Raw genomic sequence first — 18,067 nt, forward strand, 5'->3', positions numbered from 1 at the left:
GCGGCGTGTCGCGCGTGGTCGTGACCGGCATGGGCATCGTGTCGTGTCTCGGCAATTCGCTCGACGATGTGTCGTCGCGTTTGCGCGCCGGACGCTCGGGGATCACGCGCGTTCAAGCATGGCGCGAGCGCGGCTTCGCGAGCCAGGTGGCGGGCGTCGCCTCGGTGGGCGACGAAGCGCCGTTCGATCGAAAGATCGAGCGTTTCATGGGCGACACCGCGCGCTTTGCGTGTCATGCGGCGCGCAAGGCAGTGGAAGACGCCGGCCTCGATCCGCATGCGTTGCGCTCGCCGCGCGCCGGGGCGGTGATCGGCTCGGGCATCGGCGCGATGGCCGCCTATGACGCCGCGATGAAGACGGCCAACGCGCGCGGCATCGACAGGGTGCCGCCGTACACGGTGCCACAGGCGATGAGCAGCACCGCGTCCGCGAGCGTCGCGCAACTGTTCGGCATCGAAGGCGCGAGCTATTCGCCTTCGTCCGCGTGCACGACGTCCGCGCTTGCGATCGGCCAGGCGATGCAACTGATCGAGAGCGGCCGGCAGGACATCGTGCTCGCGGGCGGCAGCGAGGCGCTGCACGACAACATGACGCTGATGTTCGACGCGATGGGCGCGTTGTCGCGGCGTTTCAACGACACGCCGGAGCGCGCGTCGCGTCCCTACGACACCGCGCGCGACGGCTTCGTGATCGCGTCCGGCGGCGGCGTGCTGGTGCTCGAATCGCTCGATCATGCGCTCGCGCGCGGTGCGCGCATTCACGCGGAACTGACCGGCTTCGGACATTGCACCGACGGCGCGGGCATGATCTCGCCGAGCGCGCCGGGAATCGCACGGGCGATGCGCGCGTCGCTCGATGACGCGGGCGCGTATCCCGACTACGTCAACGTGCATGCGCCATCGACCGTGAGCGGCGACCGCGAGGAAGCGCACGCGATGACCGACGTGTTCGGCGCGCTCGTCCCGCCGTTCTCCGCGACCAAGCGCTGGACCGGGCATCCGCTGGGCGCGTGCGGCGCGCACGAAGCGATCTACACGCTTCTCATGATGCGCGATGGGTTCATCGCCGGAACGGGCGATATCGACGCGCCGGATGTCTGTATAAGCGGACTTCCGCTGGTCACGGCGTCGCGGGCGACGCGGATTCGCCGCGCCATGTCGGTGTCGTTCGGCTTCGGCGGAAGTTGCGCGAGCCTCATGTTCGAAGCCTGGGCGCAAGCCGAACCAAAAACTTTTCTACACAACAAGGAATAACGATGAGAAGCACATACTGGGTGAGCATGCTGGCGGCAACCGTCGCGCTGAGCGGCTGCGGGACGAGCTTCATGTCGCTGCCGGCCCAGCCGGTCGCAGACCAGGCGACGATGCCGGACGCGAAGGTCGCGCTCTATCTGAAGTCGCAAGCGCATCCGGCTGTCGTGAAGGTGATCGGGCGCGTGGAGCATTCCGTGCGCATCGCGCGCAACACGGACGACAGCGCGACCGCATGCAGACGCGCGTTCGCGGAAGGGCTGCAGAAGCTGCGAGTGAACGCGCAGGACCGCAACGCGAACGCGGTCGTCAACATACGGACGTCGTTCCACGCGAACGATCCGGAGATGGCCACGGACTTCGCGTGCGGCGTGAGCCCGAGTGCCGCATCGCTGAAAGTGGCCGGCGATCTGGTCGTGATCGGCGCTCGCTGACGCGACGCGCTTCGCCGCGCCGCGTTGCTTAACGCTCGTCGTCGGCTTGCCTGATGGCCGCCACGTTGACGAGCGTCTCACGCCGCTTGCCGGGCTTCGGGCGATGCAGCCCGAGCCGCTCGAAAAGGCCGAAATCGGCTGCGCGGCTCCACCAGAGATAGGGAAGCGAGACGTTGCGCGGCTCGAACGCGAAGCCGGCGGCGCGGATCATGTCCAGATAGGCGCCGGCGCTTTTTTGCACCTGCATCGGATGGCGGAACAACAGGCGGATGACCCACGACTTGATGTAGGCATCCGTCGATTCCGCGAACAGCAGCACGCCGCCCGGCTTCAGCACGCGCCGGAATTCCGCAAGCGCGTTCGCCTGATCGACGAGGTGGTGGAACGTCTGGTGGCAGAACACGATGTCGGCGCTCGCGTCGGGCAACGGCAGCTTCGCGCAGTCGCCATGCAGCAGTTCGATCTCGCAGCGCGCGCCGCTTTGCGCGCGGCAGGCGTCGGCCGCTTGCGCCGCGACGCGCAGCGACGGCTCGTGGTAATCGACGCCCACGATGCGCGCCGGCTTGAACGCATCGGCGAGGAGCCGGAACGATTTGCCCTGTCCGCAGCCGACATCGACGATGACGGGCGATACCGGACGCCGGTCGCCGATGAGCCGCGTGAGGTCGTTGATCGCCACGCGAAGGACGTGATGCTCCCAGGTATGCGTGCGCAGGAACCAGATGCCGAACGCCGTCTCGGGCACGAAGGGAACGCGATGAATTTCGGATGGCGACACGTCTTGGCTCCGTCGGCGGGGTGCGTGGTTAAGCAATGCGCCATTGTAGGTGTTGGCACTCGTGCCGCGACAGCGTTACATCACCCGTGCATTGAAAGAGGTCAAATTGAATACGAGTACGCTGGATCATCGGAACGTCGACGTTGACGTGGACGTCGCCATCATCGGCGCGGGACCTTCGGGCGCGGTTGCGGCAGCGATGCTGCGCAAGGCCGGCCGCTCCGTGCGCGTGCTGGAGCGGCAGCAATTCCCGCGCTTTTCCATCGGCGAGAGCCTGCTGCCGCAGAGCATGGCGTATCTCGAAGAGGCGGGCATGTTGCGGGCGGTCGTCGAAGCCGGCTTCCAGTACAAGAACGGCGCGCGGTTCGTGCGGCGCGACGAAACGTCGGCCTACGATTTCCGCGACAAACATTCGCCGGGATGGGGCACGACCTATCAGGTGGAACGCGCGACGTTCGACGATCTGCTGATCCGCTGCGCGGCGGCGCAGGGCGCCGACGTCCGCTTCGGCCACACCGTGCACGCGATCGAAACGGGCGAGCGTCCGGCGCTCGACGTCACCGATGAAAACGGCACGCCGTATCGCCTGCAAGCGCGCTTCGTGCTCGATGCGAGCGGCTTCGGGCGCGTTCTGCCGCGCCTTCTGAACCTCGAAACGCCGACCGGCTTGCCGACGCGCGCCGCGCTCTTCACGCATGTGCGCGACGACATGCCGCTCTGCGCGATCGATCGCGAGAAGATCAGCGTGGTGGTGCATCCCGAACACGGCGACGTCTGGTACTGGATGATCCCGCTCGCGGGCGGACGCGCATCGGTCGGATGCGTGGCCGAAGGCGATTTCCTGCAATGCGCGGAAGACGAGCGCGAGAGCCGGCTGCGTTCGCTGATCCGGCAGGAGCCGACGCTTGGCGCGTGGTTCGGCGACGCGCCTTTCCTGATGCCGGTACGAACGATCGGCGGTTACTCGGCCAACGTCGAGCGCTTGCATGGGCCCGGTTATGCGCTGCTCGGCAACGCGGGGGAGTTTCTCGATCCGGTGTTTTCGTCGGGTGTGACGATCGCGCTGCGATCCGCGCATCTCGCCGCTCGCGTGCTCGTGCGGCAACTGTCGGGCGAGACGGTGGATTGGCAAGTCCAGTACGACGATGAACTGCGTCGCGGAATCGACGTGTTTCGCGCGTTCGTCGAGCGGTGGTACTCGGGCGAGTTGCAGGCGATCCTGTTCTATCCGGAGCAGACGCCGCAGATCCGGCGCATGGTCAGCGCCGTGCTCGCGGGATACGCATGGGACGAGACGAATCCGTTCGTCAGGGACGCGGCGCGTCGGCTCGACGCGCTTTACGAGGTCTGCAAGACGAACGGTTGATGCGCGAGCATCGTCCGCAATCAAGTGGGTATCGAGCGCCGTTCTTTCATGGCGTTCGGCGAACCTCCAGATACCCGCTTGGCGTTTCCCCGAGAACGCGACGAAATGCCGATGCGAACGCGCTGGGGCTTGCGTACCCCAGATCAAGCGCAACGCGGGTGACGGCCTGACCTTCGCTCAAGCGTTCCTTTCTTCTCGATGCAATAACCGTCGCCGATCCGAACGATCTCGTCGAGTTTCCAAAAAATCGGGATTCGTCTGAAATGTTAAGGTAGTGGTCGGATTATTTTGAGATGGAAACCGCAGGGTGATTTTCTTCCGACGTTTGACAGTGTTTGGCGCGGCGATGGTCGTATTGAGCGCGTGCGCGCCACTTCCCCCGAATGCCGACGGCAGCGCCCCGGCGGCAGCGCCCAACGCCGCCTCCGCAACCACGACGCTGGTCGGCCCGCCCGTGCCGGCGGGGCCGCCCGGCGAAACGCGCATCGTGGTCGGCGGCTCGGGCGGCTATCACGTGACGCTCAAGCTCGTGCCGCCGTCGCAGGTCTGCGACAGCGACGCTTTCGCCGATGGCGTGCGCTACGGCTACGCGCTGACCTGGAACCGTCTGATCATGGAGCAGGCGCGCGATTCCGGCGCGAAGACGCCGCCAAAGCGCAAATTCGACGCGTCGAGCCTCCAGTCGCACGAGGATCAGTACAAGATCCAGTGGAACGGCAACGAGCGCACGAACGCGTGCGCGGCGGATGGGTATCTGATCGGGCGCATCGTCGGGACGCATCAGGCGAGCGTCGATCTGCACGGCGGCAAGGTCGCTTCCTGACGCCCGGAACCACCCGGAACGCCGCTCAGTCGCAGGTGTGGGCGGCCGCGACGTAGCGGCTCGCCGCTGCCACGTCGCCGTAGATCGTGTAGCCGGTCGTGCCCGCCGCCGAAGGCTGCGCGTAAAGCAGCACCGAGTCTCCGCTCGTCGCGCCGCGCACGGCGAGGACCTGGCCGTCGGCATCGGGCGAATACTGGCGGAGGCGGCCCGCCTGCGGCGTCCATTTCGCCTTCACGCATTCGACGAACGGATAAATGTCGAGATGCGACGTCCCAGCGCCGACCGGCACGTTTTTCATCAGATTGCTGTCGTCCATCGAGGCGGCGCAGCCGGAAAGGACGAGCGCGAAAGCGGCGGCAGTCGATGCGAGAGCGGGAAAGTTCATGCGTTCAGTGGTTTCCAGGTAGGGGCCGCGCGTAAGCGCCGCCGCGGTTCGAGGCGAATCGACGTCCCGATCCTAACTGCTCGCCGGGCGAACCGCAAAGCCGGCTGCTAGGGTCATCGCGTATGATCGCGGGTCGCCTGTCGGGGGCGTCGGCGGCTCCGATGCGCCCGATTGGCACGAAAAGCTCGGAAATGCCGGCGAAATCCGACGAAATTTCATCAAAGTTCGATAATTCGTCCAATTCCGACATCCGGCCCCGGCCGCCTTTCTTACCATTTGCTTAAGTCAGGTCAACGAACGCCGTTATACAGGCGTTTCTTATTGCGCAGCGATCCGCCGCGAACAACGGCCGGTAAAGCGCTGACGCCCACAATAAATCTGAGTTGCCGCACCAGTCCCGACTTCCGGGCCACGCTGCGGCTGCTCTGCAAGTCTGGTTGAACGCATGTCTCGCAGAAAGTTGGTCGATCCCGCCCGCGTGACCGCGACACTGAGTCGATGGTCCAAAGCACGTGGCGTGCAGCGTTTCGCTGCGCCGCTCGTGACGGTCGTCGTGTGCGCATTGCTTCTCGCCGTGTTCCAGCATCTGTCGCAGGCCGTCGACTACAAATCGGTGATGCGGCAGTTGCGCCATCTTCCGCTCGATGCCTGGGGCGCCGCGCTCGGCGCGACCGCGCTCAGCTTCGTCGCGCTGATCGGCCGCGATGCCGTCGGGCTGCGGCATATTGGCGCGACGGTGCCGCGCTCGCTCCTGTGGGTCGGCGCGACGGTCGGCTCGGCGCTCGGCAACGCGACCGGCTTCGGCGCGCTGACGGGCGGCGCGGTGCGCTGCCGCGTCTACGGCGCGGCGGACGTGACGCCGGCGCAGGTCGGGCGGCTGACGGTGTTCACCAGTGTCACGCTCGCGCTCTCGCTCGTCCTGATGGCGGCGGCCGGCATGGTCGTGTCCGCCGACACCCTCGCGCGCATGATGCCGCTGTCGCCCGCGACGCTTCGCGCGACCGGCGCGGCGCTCGTCCTCGCGATGGCGGCGCTCGTCGCATGCTGCGGGAAAACGCCGCGCACGCTGAGTTCGCGCTGGACGTGGCTGCGTTTCACCGTGCCGGCGCGCCGCGATTTCGTCGCGCAGATCGCGCTCGCGGTCGTCGACGTCATCGCCGCCGGTCTTGCGCTGTGGGCGCTGCTGCCGCACGCGCAAGTCGGTTTCGGCGATTTCCTCACCGTCTATTCCGCCGCGATGCTGCTCGGGATGATCGGCCATACGCCGGGCGGCGTCGGCGTGTTCGAGGCGTCGATGGTGTTCGCGCTCGGCGGCAGCGTGCAAACGCCGGAAATGGTCGCGGCGCTGCTCGCGTACCGCGCGATCTATTTCGGCGTGCCGCTGATCCTCTCCGCCGGCGTGATGGCCGCGTTCGAAGGCCGCGCGCTCAAGGGCCGCTTCGCGTTCCTGCGCCCGGGCCACGTGTCGCAACTCGCGCCGCTGTTCCTCTCCATCGTCACGTTCGTGGCGGGCTCGATGCTCGTCATTTCCGGCGCGACGCCCGCGTTCGCGAAGCGCATCGCGACGCTCCAGGCCATCCTGCCGCTTTGGGTGCTCGAAGGCTCGCAACTGCTCGGCAGCGTGCTCGGCGTGCTGCTGCTGTTCGTCGCGCGCGGTCTGTTGCGGCGTCTCGACGCCGCGTGGTGGCTCGCGCTGATGCTCGCGCTCGCGAATCTGGCGCTTTCGCTGGCGAAGGGCCTGGCGTTCATCGAGGCCGGCGTGCTCGGTTTCCTGATCGTCCTCCTGCTCGCGACGCGCGATCGCTTCAATCGCCGCTCGTCGCTGTTCGCCGAGCGTTTCACGGCGACCTGGCTCGCGTCGGTGGGCGTCGTGATGGTGCTCGCGGTGTGGATCATGTTCTTCGCATTCCGCGATGTTCAATATAGCGGCGACCTCTGGTGGCAGTTCGCGTTCGATCACCGCGCCCCGCGCGCGCTGCGCGCGACGCTCGCCGCCGTGCTCTTCGCGGCCGTGTTCGCGATGTGGCAACTGCTGCGTCCGGCCGCCGGCCGCTTCGTCAAGCCGGCGCCGCAGGATCTGGCGGACGCCGCGCGCATCTTCCGCGCGCAGGAGCGCAGCGACGCCGGCCTCGCGATGATGGGCGACAAGAGCTTCCTGTTTTCCGAATCGCGCGAGGCGTTCCTGATGTACGCGAAGCACGGCCGCACGTGGGCCGCGCTGCACGATCCGGTCGGCCCGCGCCGTGAATGGGCGGAACTGATCCGCAAGTTCGTCGAACTGGCGCATTCGCACAACGGCCGCGCCGCGTTTTACCAGGTGCGCGCCGACGCCCTGCCGCTCTACCTCGACGCCGGCCTCACGCTGATGAAGCTCGGCGAGGAAGCGCACGTCGTGCTCGACGACTTCGACCTGAAGGGCTCGCACCGCGCGCATCTGCGCTATGCGTTGAAGCGCGGCGAGCGCGACGGTTTCGACGTCGAAGTGATCGAGCCGCCGCAGGTGCCGGAAAGCGTGGCGATGCTGCGCGAAATCTCCGACGCCTGGCTCGAAAGCCGTCTCGCGCGCGAGAAGAGCTTTTCGGTCGCGGCGTTCAACGAGGCGTATCTGGCCGCGCAGTCCGTGTTGCTCGTGCGCCAGGCGGGCGTGCCGGTCGCGTTCGTCACCTTCATGACGACCGACCTGAACACCGAGGCGACCGTCGGCGTGATGCGGCATTTGCCGAGCGCGTCGCCCTACGCGATGGAATATCTCTTCACCAAGCTCGCGCTGCATCTGAAGCAGGCGGGGTTCAAGTCGCTGTCGCTTGGCATCGCGCCCTTGTCCGGCATGCAGCCGACGCCGCTCGCGTCGTACTGGCACCGGCTCGCCGGGCTGGTCTGGCGGTTCGGCGGCCGTTTCTACAATTTCCGCGGCCTGCGCGGATTCAAGAGCAAGTTCCAGCCGCGCTGGGAACCGCGTTATCTCGCGGCGTCCGGTTCGGTCGGAGTGTTTTTCACGTTGGCTGATCTTTCCCTGCTGGCCGGAGGCTGGCGTTCATGAAATCGTTCTTCAAAGCCGCGGCGCTTTCGCTCGCGCTGTTGTCCACCGCCCACGCGGGCACGATCCCCGGCGGCCGTTACGGCCAGGTCACGCTGACGAAACCCGTCGGCGACATGCGCGGCTTCGTCGTGCTGTTTTCGGAGAAGAGCGGCTGGAGCCCCGCCGACCAGCAAGCCGCCGACGCGCTCGCGAAGAACGGCGCGATGGTCGTCGGCGTGGACACGGAGCATTACGCCGCGCGCCTGCACTCGCCGGCGGAGAAGGAAAGCTGCCATAACCTCGTCGGCGATGCGGAAGCCGTGAGCCATCAGCTTGAACGCGGCGTGCAGACGAGCCGCTATTTCGCGCCGATCGTCGCGGGCACGGGGCAGGGCGCCATTCTCGCCGAGCGCATTCTGGCGCAGGCGCCGGAAAACACGGTCGCGGGCGCCGTTTCGCTGGACGCCGACAAGCAGCTCGACGCGCGCTTTTCGCTGTGTCCGCCCGACCCGACGATCACGCACGGCAGGGGCCTGCCGGGCTTCGTCGAGCGCGGCGGGATGCAGCCGGGCCGCAACAAGGCCGACGCGCTCACCGCGATGACGGCGCCACATCTGAAGGCGCAGGCCGAGCACGAGGAAGACGTGTCCGACCTGCCGCTGATCGAACTGCGCGCGGCGCGCCCGACCGACATGCTCGCGATCGTGATTTCCGGCGACGGCGGCTGGCGCGATCTCGACAAGACGATCGCCGAAGCGTTGCAAAAGGACGGCGTCTCGGTGATCGGCATCGATTCGCTGCGCTATTTCTGGAGCGAGAAGTCGCCGCAGCAGACCGCGCAGGACCTCGCGCGCGTCATCCAGACTTACGGCGCGCGCTGGCACACGAATCACGTCGCGCTGATCGGCTATTCGTTCGGCGCGGACGTCATGCCGTTCGCCTACAACCGTCTGCCCGACGCGATGCGCGCGAAGGTGTCGTACGTTTCGCTGATGGGCTTCGCGCCGTCCGCCGATTTCCAGATTCGCGTGACGGGCTGGCTCGGCATGCCGGCGAGCGACAAGGCGCTGCCCGTGAAGGGCGAACTCGCCAAGCTGCCGCCCGCGATGGTCCAGTGCATCTACGGCGAGAAGGAAGAGGACACGCTGTGCCCGAAGCTGACGAAGACGGGCATCGACGTGATCAAAACGCCGGGCGACCACCACTTTGGCGGCGACTACGACGCGCTGGCAAAGCGCATCCTCGGCGGCTGGCAGAAACAGATCGCGGTGCGCGGCGGGGTCTGAAGCGCACAGGCTCCGGGTTCGCCGCCATCCGCGATCCGGGGCTTACTTGAGCGGGCCGAGATAGTCGCGCTTGCCGATCGGCACGCCGAGATGGCGCAGGATGTCGTAGGCCGTCACGACGTGAAACTGAAAGTTCGGCAGCCCGAAGCCGAACAGATAATCCACGCCGTTGAAGCTCGGCTCGAAGTCCTTGAACTTGAGCGTGATCGTGCGCGTTTCGGCGTCGTCCAACTGCTTCGCGTCGATGCTCTTCAGATACGCGACCGTCTTCGCGATGCGTTCCTGCAAGTCCGCGAAAGTTTCCTCGTTGTCCTCGAACTTCGGCGCCTCGCCGCCCGCGAGCCGCTGCGCCGAGAGCTTCGCCGTGTCGCTCGCGCGCTGGATCTGCGCGGCGAAGGCGAGCATGTCCGGCGCGAGCCGGGCGCCGATGATGTCGGCGTGCGCGATGTTCTTTTCATCGGCGAACGCGACCGCCTTTTCCAGCAGCGAAGAGAGCACGGTAAGGCCGCGAACGAACACGGGAATCGATGCGCGATACATCGTCAGGGACATGAATGTCTCCGTCGTTTGACAAGGGGTGTCAAGCATAGCGCTTCGCCCCTTTTGCTGCCCACACGCGGCCTCACCGCTTCGCGCGGCGGTCTTCCCATGCCTTCAGCGCCGCTTCGTAGCGATCGAGCGCGTCCTCGTACAGATCGAACACGCACGGATCGCAGCCGCTCTGGCAGCACTCGTCGGGCGCGGGGCGCTCGGGCGGAACTGGGCGGGGATCGGGGTCCGGGGCGTCGGGCATTTTTCCGAAAGTGAAAGACGACCCGCCATTGTGCCCCGATCGCCCCGATCGCCGCGCGCGGACTCCGGCGGCTAGGTTTTGGCGGCGCCCGACGATTCGCCCGATGGCATACTTCCCGCAGCAGTCACGAGCCGTGGCGGACGAATCACGCGGGAGAGGCCCGCCACGAGTCATTTCCTGCTCGCCGCGCACGATGGCGTCAAGCCGGGCGAGCCGCATCTCGAACGAATTAAAGGTTCCTTCGATGAACAAGACCGCCAGGTTCGCCGCCGCCACGGTGCTCGCGGGTATCGTGCTGGCCGGGTGCGTCCAGCCCCAGCCGAATCTGTCCGGTGCGCCCGACGCGCCCTACAGCGCCGAAATCCGCCGCACGCAGGCGGGCGTGCCGCACATCAAGGCCGCGGACTGGGGCAGCCTCGGTTATGGCTACGGTTACGCGCAGGCGCAGGACAACCTGTGCACGCTCGCCGATGCCTTCGTCACCTATCGCGGCGAGCGCTCCGCCTGGTTCGGCCCCGACGCGCGGCCGCCTTCGGGCGCGAGCTTCGGCCAGCCGCGCAACCTGGACGCGGACTTCTTCTTCCGACTCGTCGACGACGCCGCCGCCGTCGAGCGCTACCGCTCGGCGCAGCCGGCGACGCTGCAAAGCCTGATCGAAGGGTTCGCCGCGGGCTACAACCGCTATCTGGGCGACCTCGACGCCGGCCGGTTCCCCAGCGCGCACGCCGCCTGCAAAGGCAAGCCGTGGGTCGGGCGGATCACGTCCGCCGACGTCTATCAGCGCCTGATCGCGGCGAATCTCGGCGGCGGCGCGACGCGCTTCGTGCAGCAGATCGCCAATGCGCGGCCGCCGCGCGCGTCGTCGGCCGCCGCGCCGGGCGAGGACGAAGCCACGCAGCAGACGGCCCTCGACGACGACCCGTCGCGCTTCGACGTCGGCACGACGCCCGGCATTGGCAGCAACGCGCTCGCGTTCGGTGCGCCCATCACGCACGACGACCAGAGCCTTCTCTTCGGCAACCCGCACTGGTTCTGGCGCGGGCCGGACCGCTTCTATCAGGCGCAGCTGACGATTCCGGGCGTGGTGAACGTCGCGGGCGTGTCGTTTCTCGGCGTGCCGGTGATCGTGCTCGGCTTCAACGACAACGTCGCGTGGACGCACACCGTCTCCAGCGCGCGCCGCTTCGGCATCTTCCAGCTGACGCTCGACCCGGCCGATCCGACGCGCTACGTCTACGACGGCCGCCCCGAGCCGATGACAGCCGTGCCGATCACCGTGCAGTCGCGCCGCCCGGACGGCTCGTCCGAAACCGTCACCCGCACGCTCTACCGCACGCGCTTCGGGCCGGTGGTGGACCTGTCGCCGCTCGCGCCGGGGCTCGGCTGGACCGCGCAGCGCGCCTACGCACTGCGCGACGTCAACACCGACAACGACCGCGCGTTCCTCAACTTCTTCGCGTGGAACCAGGCGCGCTCGCTGAACGATTTCATCGCGATCCAGAAGCGCTTCGCCGCGATGCCGTGGGTGAACACGTTCGCGATCGGCCGGGGCGACGCGCGCGTCTGGTTCGCCGACATCGGCCCGATGCCGAACGTGCCGGATTCCCTCGCCGACGCCTGCACGACGCCCGCCGGCCGCGCCTTCAGCGGCCGCGTGCCGGGCGTGCCGTTCCTCGACGGCTCGAAGAGCGCGTGCATGTGGCGCGCGGACGCGTCGGCGGTGCAGGCGGATTCGCTGCCCGTCGAGCAGATGCCGAGCATCGCGCGCGGCGACTACGTCGGCAATTTCAACGACAGCTACTGGCTCACCAACGCGAACGCGCCGATGACAGGCTATCCGCGCATCGCGGGCGCAACCGGCACGCAGCAGTCGCTGCGCACGCGCTACGGGCATCTGCTCGCCGCCCAGCTTCAGCGCGAATCGGGCGGCGTCACGCGCGACGCGCTGAAGTCGGCGGTGCTGGAAAGCGGCTCGCTGTCAGAGCGCCTCTTTCGCAAGCCGCTGCTCGACGCCGCCTGCAATTTCGGCGATCCGGCCAACACTCTGCGCGAAGCCTGCGACGTGCTGCGCGCCTGGGACGGCACCGCGAACATCGACGCGCGCGGCGCCAACCTGTGGGACGAATTCTGGGTGCGCGTGACGCGCATCGCGCCCGAGCGTCTTTACGCGAACGGGTTCGACCCGGCCGCGCCGCTCGCGACGCCCGGCGGCTTCAACACGTCGAATCCGGCGGTCGTGCAGGATCTGAAGCAGGCGCTCGGCGGCGCGGTGCTCGCGCTCAAGCTCAACGGTTTCGCGCTGAATTCGCGGCGCGGCGACATCCTCTATTCGACGCGCAACGGCGCGCGCGTGCCGCTCTACGGCGGGTGCGACGAAGCGGGCTATTTCACGGTCGTCTGCGCGCGCCGGCCGCTCGACGCGCGCGGCTATCCGATGGACTTCAACGGCCACGGCGACAGTTATTTACAAGTGGTGTCGTTCGGGCAGCAGGGCGTGGAGGCCGACACGATGCTCGCGCACGCCGAATCCGACGATCCCGCCTCGCCGCATTCCGGCGACGGCACGCGGCTTTTTTCGTCCAAGACGTGGCAGCGCTTCCCGTTCACCGATCAGGCCATCGACGCCGATCCGGCCATCGAGCGCACGACGCTCACGGGAGAGCGCCGTCCGGAGCCGGTCGTGCGCGCGGTCGGACCGAGGCGCGTGCCGCAGTAAACGCCGGAAAACGGGCACGGCGCGGCGAAACTCGCGCCGAAAAGGCCACAAACGCGTCTATCATTGAGCTTTATCCGGATGGAACTACCGTCATGATTTCCGATGACACGCAGCTCGACCGCACCGCATTGACCGCCTTCGTCGAGCGCAAATGGAACGACGAGATCGTTCCCGCGCTGACCGACTACATCGCGATCCCCGCCAAAAGCCCGATGTTCGATGCCGACTGGGCGCGCCACGGCTTCCTCGAGCGCGTCGTGACGGACGCCGTGCAGTGGGTCGAACAGCAGCGCGTGACGGGCCTGAAAGTCGAGATCGTGCGCCTCGAAGGCCGCACGCCGGTGATTTTCTTCGAAGCGCCTGCCACCCGCTCGGGCAGCACGGAAACGATCGTGCTGTACGGCCATCTCGACAAGCAGCCGGAATTCGAAGGCTGGCGGCGCGACCTCGGTCCGTGGACGCCGAAGCTCGAAGACGGCAAGCTCTACGGCCGCGGCGGCGCCGACGACGGCTACGCCACCTACGCGAGCATCACCGCGATCGCCGCACTCGACGCGCAAGGCATCGAGCGGCCGCGCTGCGTCGGCATCATCGAGACGTGCGAGGAATCGGGCAGCTACGATCTGCTGCCTTACATCGACGCGTTGCGCGACCGCCTGGGCGACGTCGGCCTCGTGATCTGCCTCGATTCGGGCGCGGGAAACTACGACCAGCTCTGGCTGACGACGTCGCTGCGCGGCGTGGTGGCCGGGACGCTCGAAGTGCAGGTGCTCGACGAAGGCATTCACTCGGGCGGCTACGGCGGCATCGCGCCGTCGACGTTCCGGATCATGCGCCAGCTTTTCGAGCGTCTCGAAGACGCGGGCACCGGCAACCTGCTGCCGAAGGGCTTCCATTGTCCGATCCCGCTGCAACGTCTGCGCGAGGCGGAAGCCACGGCGCACATTCTCGGCGACGACGTCTGGAAGAAGCTGCCGTGGAGTTGCGGCCAGGACGGCGGCCAGGTGCTGCCGACCACGACCGATCCGCAAGAGGCGCTCCTCAATTCGACGTGGCGTCCGTCGCTCACGGTGACGGGCGCGGCGGGCCTCCCGCCGCTCGCCGACGCCGCCAACGTGCTCGCGCCGCGCACGGCGTTCAAGCTGTCGCTGCGCCTGCCGCCGCTCGTCGAGGCGACGCAGGCCCTCGCGGAACTGAAGGCGCTGCTCGAATTCGAGCCGCCTTACAACGCGAAGGTCACGTTCAAGCCCGCGGAGGGCGTCGCGACCGGCTGGAGCGCGCCGGATCTCGCGCCGTGGCTCGGCTCGGCTTTGAACGACGCGTCGCGCCGTCACTTCGGCGCGGACGTCGCGTATATCGGGCAGGGCGGCACGATTCCGCTGATGAACACGCTGAAGGAAGGCTTTCCGCGCTCGCAGTTCATGGTCTGCGGTGTGCTCGGGCCGAAATCGAATGCGCACGGGCCGAACGAGTTCCTGCACGTTCCGTACGGCAAGAAGCTGACGGCGGCGGTGGCCGAGGTGATCGCGTCGTCGCCTTGACCGTTTGGCGTTTCAAGGAAAGCGCGCATCGACTGCGCGCTTTTTTTTTCGACGTCGCGCGCGGACAAAGTGGTAAGGCCAGTTGATCGTCTGTAGAGTGTGGGAAGCGCGAAAAGCGCGCATTTCAACCCTCGAAAGGAGACGAAAGCAGCAATGAACGACATCAAAACGTCCGCCGCGCCCGAACTGCGCATTCCCGCCGAAGCCCTCCACGCCTACGTCCGCGCGATTTTCGAACGTGCCGGCAGCGCGCCGCGCGAGGCGGAACTCGTCGCCGACCATTTGGTGATGGCGAACCTGTCAGGCCACGATTCCCACGGCGTCGGCATGATCCCGCGCTACGTCGCGTCGCTCGCGGACGGCCAGTTGAAACTCAACGAACACGCGCGCATCCTGCGCGACGCGGGCGCCGTCTTGTCGATCGACGGCGTCAAGGGCTTCGGCCAGGTCGTCGCCTACGAGGCGATGGAGCACGGCATCGAGCGCGCGAAAAAGCTCGGCGTGTGCGCGGTCGGCTTGCGCAACGCGCACCACATCGGCCGCATCGGACACTGGGCCGAGCAGTGCGCGAAGGCCGGTCTCGTGTCGTTTCACTTCGTGAACGTCGCGGGCGATCCGCTTGTCGCGCCGTTCGGCGGCATCGACCGGCGCTTCGGCACGAATCCGTTCTGCGCGGCGTTTCCGCGCGAAGGAAAGACGCCGCTCGTGCTCGATTTCGCGACAAGCGGCATCGCGTACGGCAAGACGCGCGTCGCGTACAACAAGGGCGTGAAGGTCGCGCCGGGCTATCTGATCGAACACGACGGCACGCCGACCGTCGAGCCAAAGGTGATGCACGAGGAGCCGTTCGGCTCGCTGCTGCCGTTCGGGCTGCACAAGGGATTCGGGCTCGCCGCGATGTGCGAGATTTTCGGCGGCGCGCTGTCGGGCGGCTACACGACGCGCGAAAGCACGCTGGAGACATCGAACGCGATCATCAACTGCATGACATCGGTGATTCTCGACCCGAACGCCTTCGACGCCCCCGCCGCGCAGGCCGAAGCGGACGCGTTCGTCGACTGGGTGAAGGCGTCGCGGTTGCAGGAAGGCGTCGAGCGCATTTACGCGCCGGGCGAGCCGGAAGAAGCGCGTCGCGCGGAACGCGGCGCCAGCGGCCTGCCGATCGACCCGACGACGTGGCAGCAGATTCGCGACGCGGCCCGGACCTCGGGCATGCCGGCCGACGAAATCGAAGCGTTCGCGGCGCAACTGCGTTAAACGCAAAAAGCCGCGCCGGGCGATTCGCCCGGCGCGGCTTTTTGCTTAGCGAGCCTTCAGAAGCCTCAGATCATCTCTTTCTTGATCCACTCGACCACCGACGTGTGCTTCGGCGTCCATCCGAGCAGTTCGCGCGCGTGCCGGCCGCGCACGCGGCTGTTCGAGCCGAGCCCATACGACGCCATCTCGTAACCCCATTCCTGCTTCGCGTCTTCGAGCGGCCAGTCCTGCGGCGCGCCCAGACCGAGCACTTTGGCCATCGCGGTCGTCATCTCGCGAAACGACGCCTCGCCGCTTTCGACAAAATAGAACGTGCCGGCCGGCGTCTTGTCGAGCGCGCGGCGATAGACGTCCACCACGTCGTCGATATGCACGTTCGACCAGATGTTGCGGCCCGGCCCCACATGGCGCACGACGCCGCTTTTCTGCGCCTGTCGCAGAAGGCGCGGCAACTGCACGCTCGCGGCCGTCGGAATCGCGCCGTGTCCGTAGATCAGCGTGTTGCAGAGCACGGCCGAGCGCACGCCGCGCTTCGCCGCGTCGAGCACGAGCCGGTCGATGGCGACGCGCGGCGCCTTGTCGGCGGTCGGCTCGGGCAGGTTGTCCTCGGCGTAGATCGCGTCGGACGACTCGCCGCCCGACGCATCGCCGACGATGCTCGAACCGCTCGTGTGCAGAAACGGCTTGTTCGAGCCTTCGAGCCCTTCGATCAGCGCTTCGACCGCGCCGCGATGGTCGCTGCTGGCGGCGTTGACGACGGCATCGGCCGCCCGCGCTTCGGCGACGAGCAACGCGCGGTCGTCGAGACTGCCGAGCACCGGCTCGATGCCGAGGCGCTTCAGTTCGTCCGATTGCTCCGCGCGGCGCACGAGCCCGCGCACCTGATGGCCGTCGCGCGCGAGACCCGCCGCGATCGAACCGCCGATGAAACCGCCTGCGCCTGTGACAAAAATTCTCATGATGCTGCTCCGGTGAATGAGTCGATGGAGGCAGTATCCGTCCATTCGACTTTCGCAAAAACCGTGCTAGTCTCAAATCAATCTTGATTCAGAATCAACAATGAAGACGAACACCGACGAGTTGCAGGTTTTCGTGAGCGTGATTGACTGCGGGTCGATTACGGCGGCGGCGGAAGCCTTGCAGCAAACCGTTTCCGGCGTGAGCCGGGCGCTCACGCGGCTCGAAAGGAAGCTCGACGCCACGCTAGTGCGCCGCACGACGCGCCGTCTGCAATTGACGGACGAAGGCGAACTGTTCCTCACCCGCGCCCGCGCGATCCTCGCCGCAATGGACGACGCCGAGGAGTCGATCGCGCGGCATCGCGAGCGGCCGGCGGGGCGGTTGCGTGTCGATGCCGCGTCGCCGTTCATGCTGCATTGCATCGTGCCGCACGTGAAGACGTTCGCCGCGCTGTATCCCGAAATCGGGCTGGAGCTGACGAGCAACGAACGCATCGTCGATCTGATGGAGCAGCGCGTGGACATCGCGATCCGGCTCGGCGCGCTACAGGATTCGACGTTGCACGCGCGGTCGCTCGGCAGCACGCGCTGGCGCGTGCTCGCGAGCCCGGGCTATCTGGCCGAGCACGGCGAACCGCGTGACGTCGACGAATTGCTGCGTCAGCGGCTGATTGGTTTCACGGCGCCGGAAAGCCTGAACGACTGGCCGTTGCGCGACGGCCGCGGCGGCACGTTTGTGAGCATCACGCCGAGCGTGGCGGCGTCGAGCGGCGAAACGATCCGGCAACTGGCGTTGTTCGACGGCGGGATCGCGTGCCTGTCGGAGTTCATGACGGCCGCCGACGTCGCCGCCGGCCGCCTGCGCCCGCTGCTCGACCACGCGCTCGCGGACGTCCGCTTGCCGATCAACGCGGTGTATTACCAGAGCGCGTCGATGGCGGCGCGCGCGCGTGCGTTTCTCGATTTTCTCGCGGCGAAGCTGGCGGCGTGAGACGCGGCTGCGTATGCTTTTCCTTCCGACCTGACCGAGCGCCATGACGATGATCGAAGCCATCAACGCCCCCGACCTGCCGGTGCCCGCCGGCCACTACAGCCACGCGACACGCGCGGGCAATCTGGTCTGCGTGTCCGGCCAGTTGCCGATGCGCCCCGACGGCACGCACACCGGTTCGGAACCGTTCGCCGTGCAGGCCGAGCAGACCTTGTCCAATCTGCGCACGGTGCTGGCGGCGGCGGGCGCGGAGTTGAAGGACTGCATCGAGGTGACGGTTTATCTCGTTGGCGTGGAGCACTGGCAGGCGTTCAACGAGATCTACGCGCGCCATTTCGGCGACTGGAAGCCGGCGCGGGCGGTCGTGCCGGTCGGCGCGCTGCACTACGGCTACCTGCTGGAGATCGCCGCGCGGGCGTGGGTCGAGCGCGATTAGTTTTCGTTCAGTTTGGCGCGGCCGAACGGCGCT

Annotated in this window: 16 protein-coding genes and 1 pseudogene; 11 read left to right on the forward strand and 6 right to left on the reverse strand. The window is 67.3% G+C overall.

Annotation, left to right across the window (positions count from 1 at the left end; translation table 11 throughout):
• Window positions 1-29: 29 nt before the first annotated feature.
• Together AWB66_RS02315 and AWB66_RS02320 are read left to right on the forward strand one after the other, a co-directional pair.
• Window positions 30-1,253 (forward strand): beta-ketoacyl-[acyl-carrier-protein] synthase family protein, encoded by a 1,224-nt coding sequence (locus AWB66_RS02315; RefSeq protein WP_235020962.1) that lies wholly within the window; start codon window positions 30-32, stop codon window positions 1,251-1,253.
• 2 nt (window positions 1,254-1,255) lie between these two features.
• Window positions 1,256-1,684: a hypothetical protein gene (locus AWB66_RS02320; RefSeq protein ID WP_087628625.1), complete on the forward strand. Its 429-nt coding sequence runs from the start codon at window positions 1,256-1,258 to the stop codon at window positions 1,682-1,684.
• Between the two features lie 28 nt (window positions 1,685-1,712).
• Here the strand turns inward: AWB66_RS02320 and AWB66_RS02325 are convergent, their stop codons facing one another.
• The gene (locus AWB66_RS02325) at window positions 1,713-2,462 is read right to left on the reverse strand and encodes a class I SAM-dependent methyltransferase (protein ID WP_087628626.1); all 750 of its coding nucleotides are present in this window, start codon (window positions 2,460-2,462) and stop codon (window positions 1,713-1,715) included.
• 106 nt (window positions 2,463-2,568) lie between these two features.
• Between AWB66_RS02325 and AWB66_RS02330 the strand changes: the two genes are divergently transcribed.
• On the forward strand, window positions 2,569-3,828 hold the full coding sequence (locus tag AWB66_RS02330; RefSeq protein ID WP_268811131.1) for an NAD(P)/FAD-dependent oxidoreductase: 1,260 nt from the start codon (window positions 2,569-2,571) through the stop codon (window positions 3,826-3,828).
• Between the two features lie 46 nt (window positions 3,829-3,874).
• On the opposite strand, the pseudogene AWB66_RS02335 reads toward AWB66_RS02330, so the two are convergent.
• Window positions 3,875-4,012, reverse strand: a pseudogene (locus AWB66_RS02335) (helix-turn-helix domain-containing protein); the annotation flags it as partial.
• Between the two features lie 162 nt (window positions 4,013-4,174).
• Between AWB66_RS02335 and AWB66_RS02340 the strand changes: the two are divergent.
• On the forward strand, window positions 4,175-4,651 hold the full coding sequence (locus tag AWB66_RS02340; protein WP_087628795.1) for a hypothetical protein: 477 nt from the start codon (window positions 4,175-4,177) through the stop codon (window positions 4,649-4,651).
• 25 nt (window positions 4,652-4,676) lie between these two features.
• On the opposite strand, the gene AWB66_RS02345 is transcribed toward AWB66_RS02340, so the two are convergent.
• Window positions 4,677-5,036 carry a hypothetical protein gene (locus AWB66_RS02345; RefSeq protein ID WP_087628627.1) on the reverse strand — a complete coding sequence of 120 codons (360 nt, stop codon included), beginning with the start codon at window positions 5,034-5,036 and terminating at the stop codon, window positions 4,677-4,679.
• Window positions 5,037-5,481: 445 nt separating this feature from the next.
• On the opposite strand from AWB66_RS02345, the gene mprF reads away from it, so the two are divergent.
• The gene (gene mprF, locus AWB66_RS02350; protein WP_087628628.1) at window positions 5,482-8,076 is read left to right on the forward strand and encodes a bifunctional lysylphosphatidylglycerol flippase/synthetase MprF; all 2,595 of its coding nucleotides are present in this window, start codon (window positions 5,482-5,484) and stop codon (window positions 8,074-8,076) included.
• Entirely contained in the window at window positions 8,073-9,341 is a 1,269-nt protein-coding gene (locus AWB66_RS02355; protein ID WP_087628629.1) for a virulence factor family protein, read from the forward strand. The genes mprF and AWB66_RS02355 overlap by 4 nt, the downstream gene beginning before the upstream one ends.
• 42 nt (window positions 9,342-9,383) lie before the next feature.
• Here AWB66_RS02355 and AWB66_RS02360 read toward each other — a convergent pair whose 3' ends face one another.
• Both AWB66_RS02360 and AWB66_RS35065 read right to left on the reverse strand, forming a co-directional pair.
• Window positions 9,384-9,893, reverse strand: a complete 510-nt coding sequence (locus AWB66_RS02360; protein ID WP_087628630.1) for a DUF1993 domain-containing protein — start codon at window positions 9,891-9,893, stop codon at window positions 9,384-9,386.
• A 70-nt stretch (window positions 9,894-9,963) separates the two neighbouring features.
• Window positions 9,964-10,386 (reverse strand): oxidoreductase-like domain-containing protein, encoded by a 423-nt coding sequence (locus AWB66_RS35065; RefSeq protein ID WP_407642250.1) that lies wholly within the window; start codon window positions 10,384-10,386, stop codon window positions 9,964-9,966.
• On the opposite strand from AWB66_RS35065, the gene AWB66_RS02370 reads away from it, so the two are divergent.
• From AWB66_RS02370 to AWB66_RS02380, 3 genes are all read left to right on the forward strand, one after another.
• A complete protein-coding gene (locus AWB66_RS02370) occupies window positions 10,379-12,850 on the forward strand; it encodes a penicillin acylase family protein (RefSeq protein ID WP_087628632.1) in 2,472 nt (823 codons plus the stop codon). The two genes, AWB66_RS35065 and AWB66_RS02370, sit on opposite strands and share 8 nt — an antisense overlap.
• Before the next feature lie 92 nt (window positions 12,851-12,942).
• Complete coding sequence (locus tag AWB66_RS02375; protein WP_087628633.1) at window positions 12,943-14,391, forward strand: M20 family metallopeptidase; 1,449 nt, start codon at window positions 12,943-12,945, stop codon at window positions 14,389-14,391.
• A gap of 153 nt (window positions 14,392-14,544) precedes the next feature.
• The gene (locus tag AWB66_RS02380) at window positions 14,545-15,648 is read left to right on the forward strand and encodes a malate/lactate/ureidoglycolate dehydrogenase (protein WP_087628634.1); all 1,104 of its coding nucleotides are present in this window, start codon (window positions 14,545-14,547) and stop codon (window positions 15,646-15,648) included.
• Window positions 15,649-15,713: 65 nt separating this feature from the next.
• Here AWB66_RS02380 and AWB66_RS02385 read toward each other — a convergent pair whose 3' ends face one another.
• Window positions 15,714-16,607 carry an NAD-dependent epimerase/dehydratase family protein gene (locus AWB66_RS02385; protein WP_087628635.1) on the reverse strand — a complete coding sequence of 298 codons (894 nt, stop codon included), beginning with the start codon at window positions 16,605-16,607 and terminating at the stop codon, window positions 15,714-15,716.
• A 100-nt stretch (window positions 16,608-16,707) separates the two neighbouring features.
• Between AWB66_RS02385 and AWB66_RS02390 the strand changes: the two genes are divergently transcribed.
• Window positions 16,708-17,598 (forward strand): LysR family transcriptional regulator, encoded by an 891-nt coding sequence (locus AWB66_RS02390; RefSeq protein WP_087628636.1) that lies wholly within the window; start codon window positions 16,708-16,710, stop codon window positions 17,596-17,598.
• Window positions 17,599-17,641: 43 nt separating this feature from the next.
• On the forward strand, window positions 17,642-18,034 hold the full coding sequence (locus AWB66_RS02395) for a RidA family protein (RefSeq protein WP_087628637.1): 393 nt from the start codon (window positions 17,642-17,644) through the stop codon (window positions 18,032-18,034).
• Window positions 18,035-18,067 lie beyond the last annotated feature (33 nt).

Source organism: Caballeronia telluris (genome assembly GCF_001544495.1).
GTDB lineage: Bacteria > Pseudomonadota > Gammaproteobacteria > Burkholderiales > Burkholderiaceae > Caballeronia > Caballeronia telluris.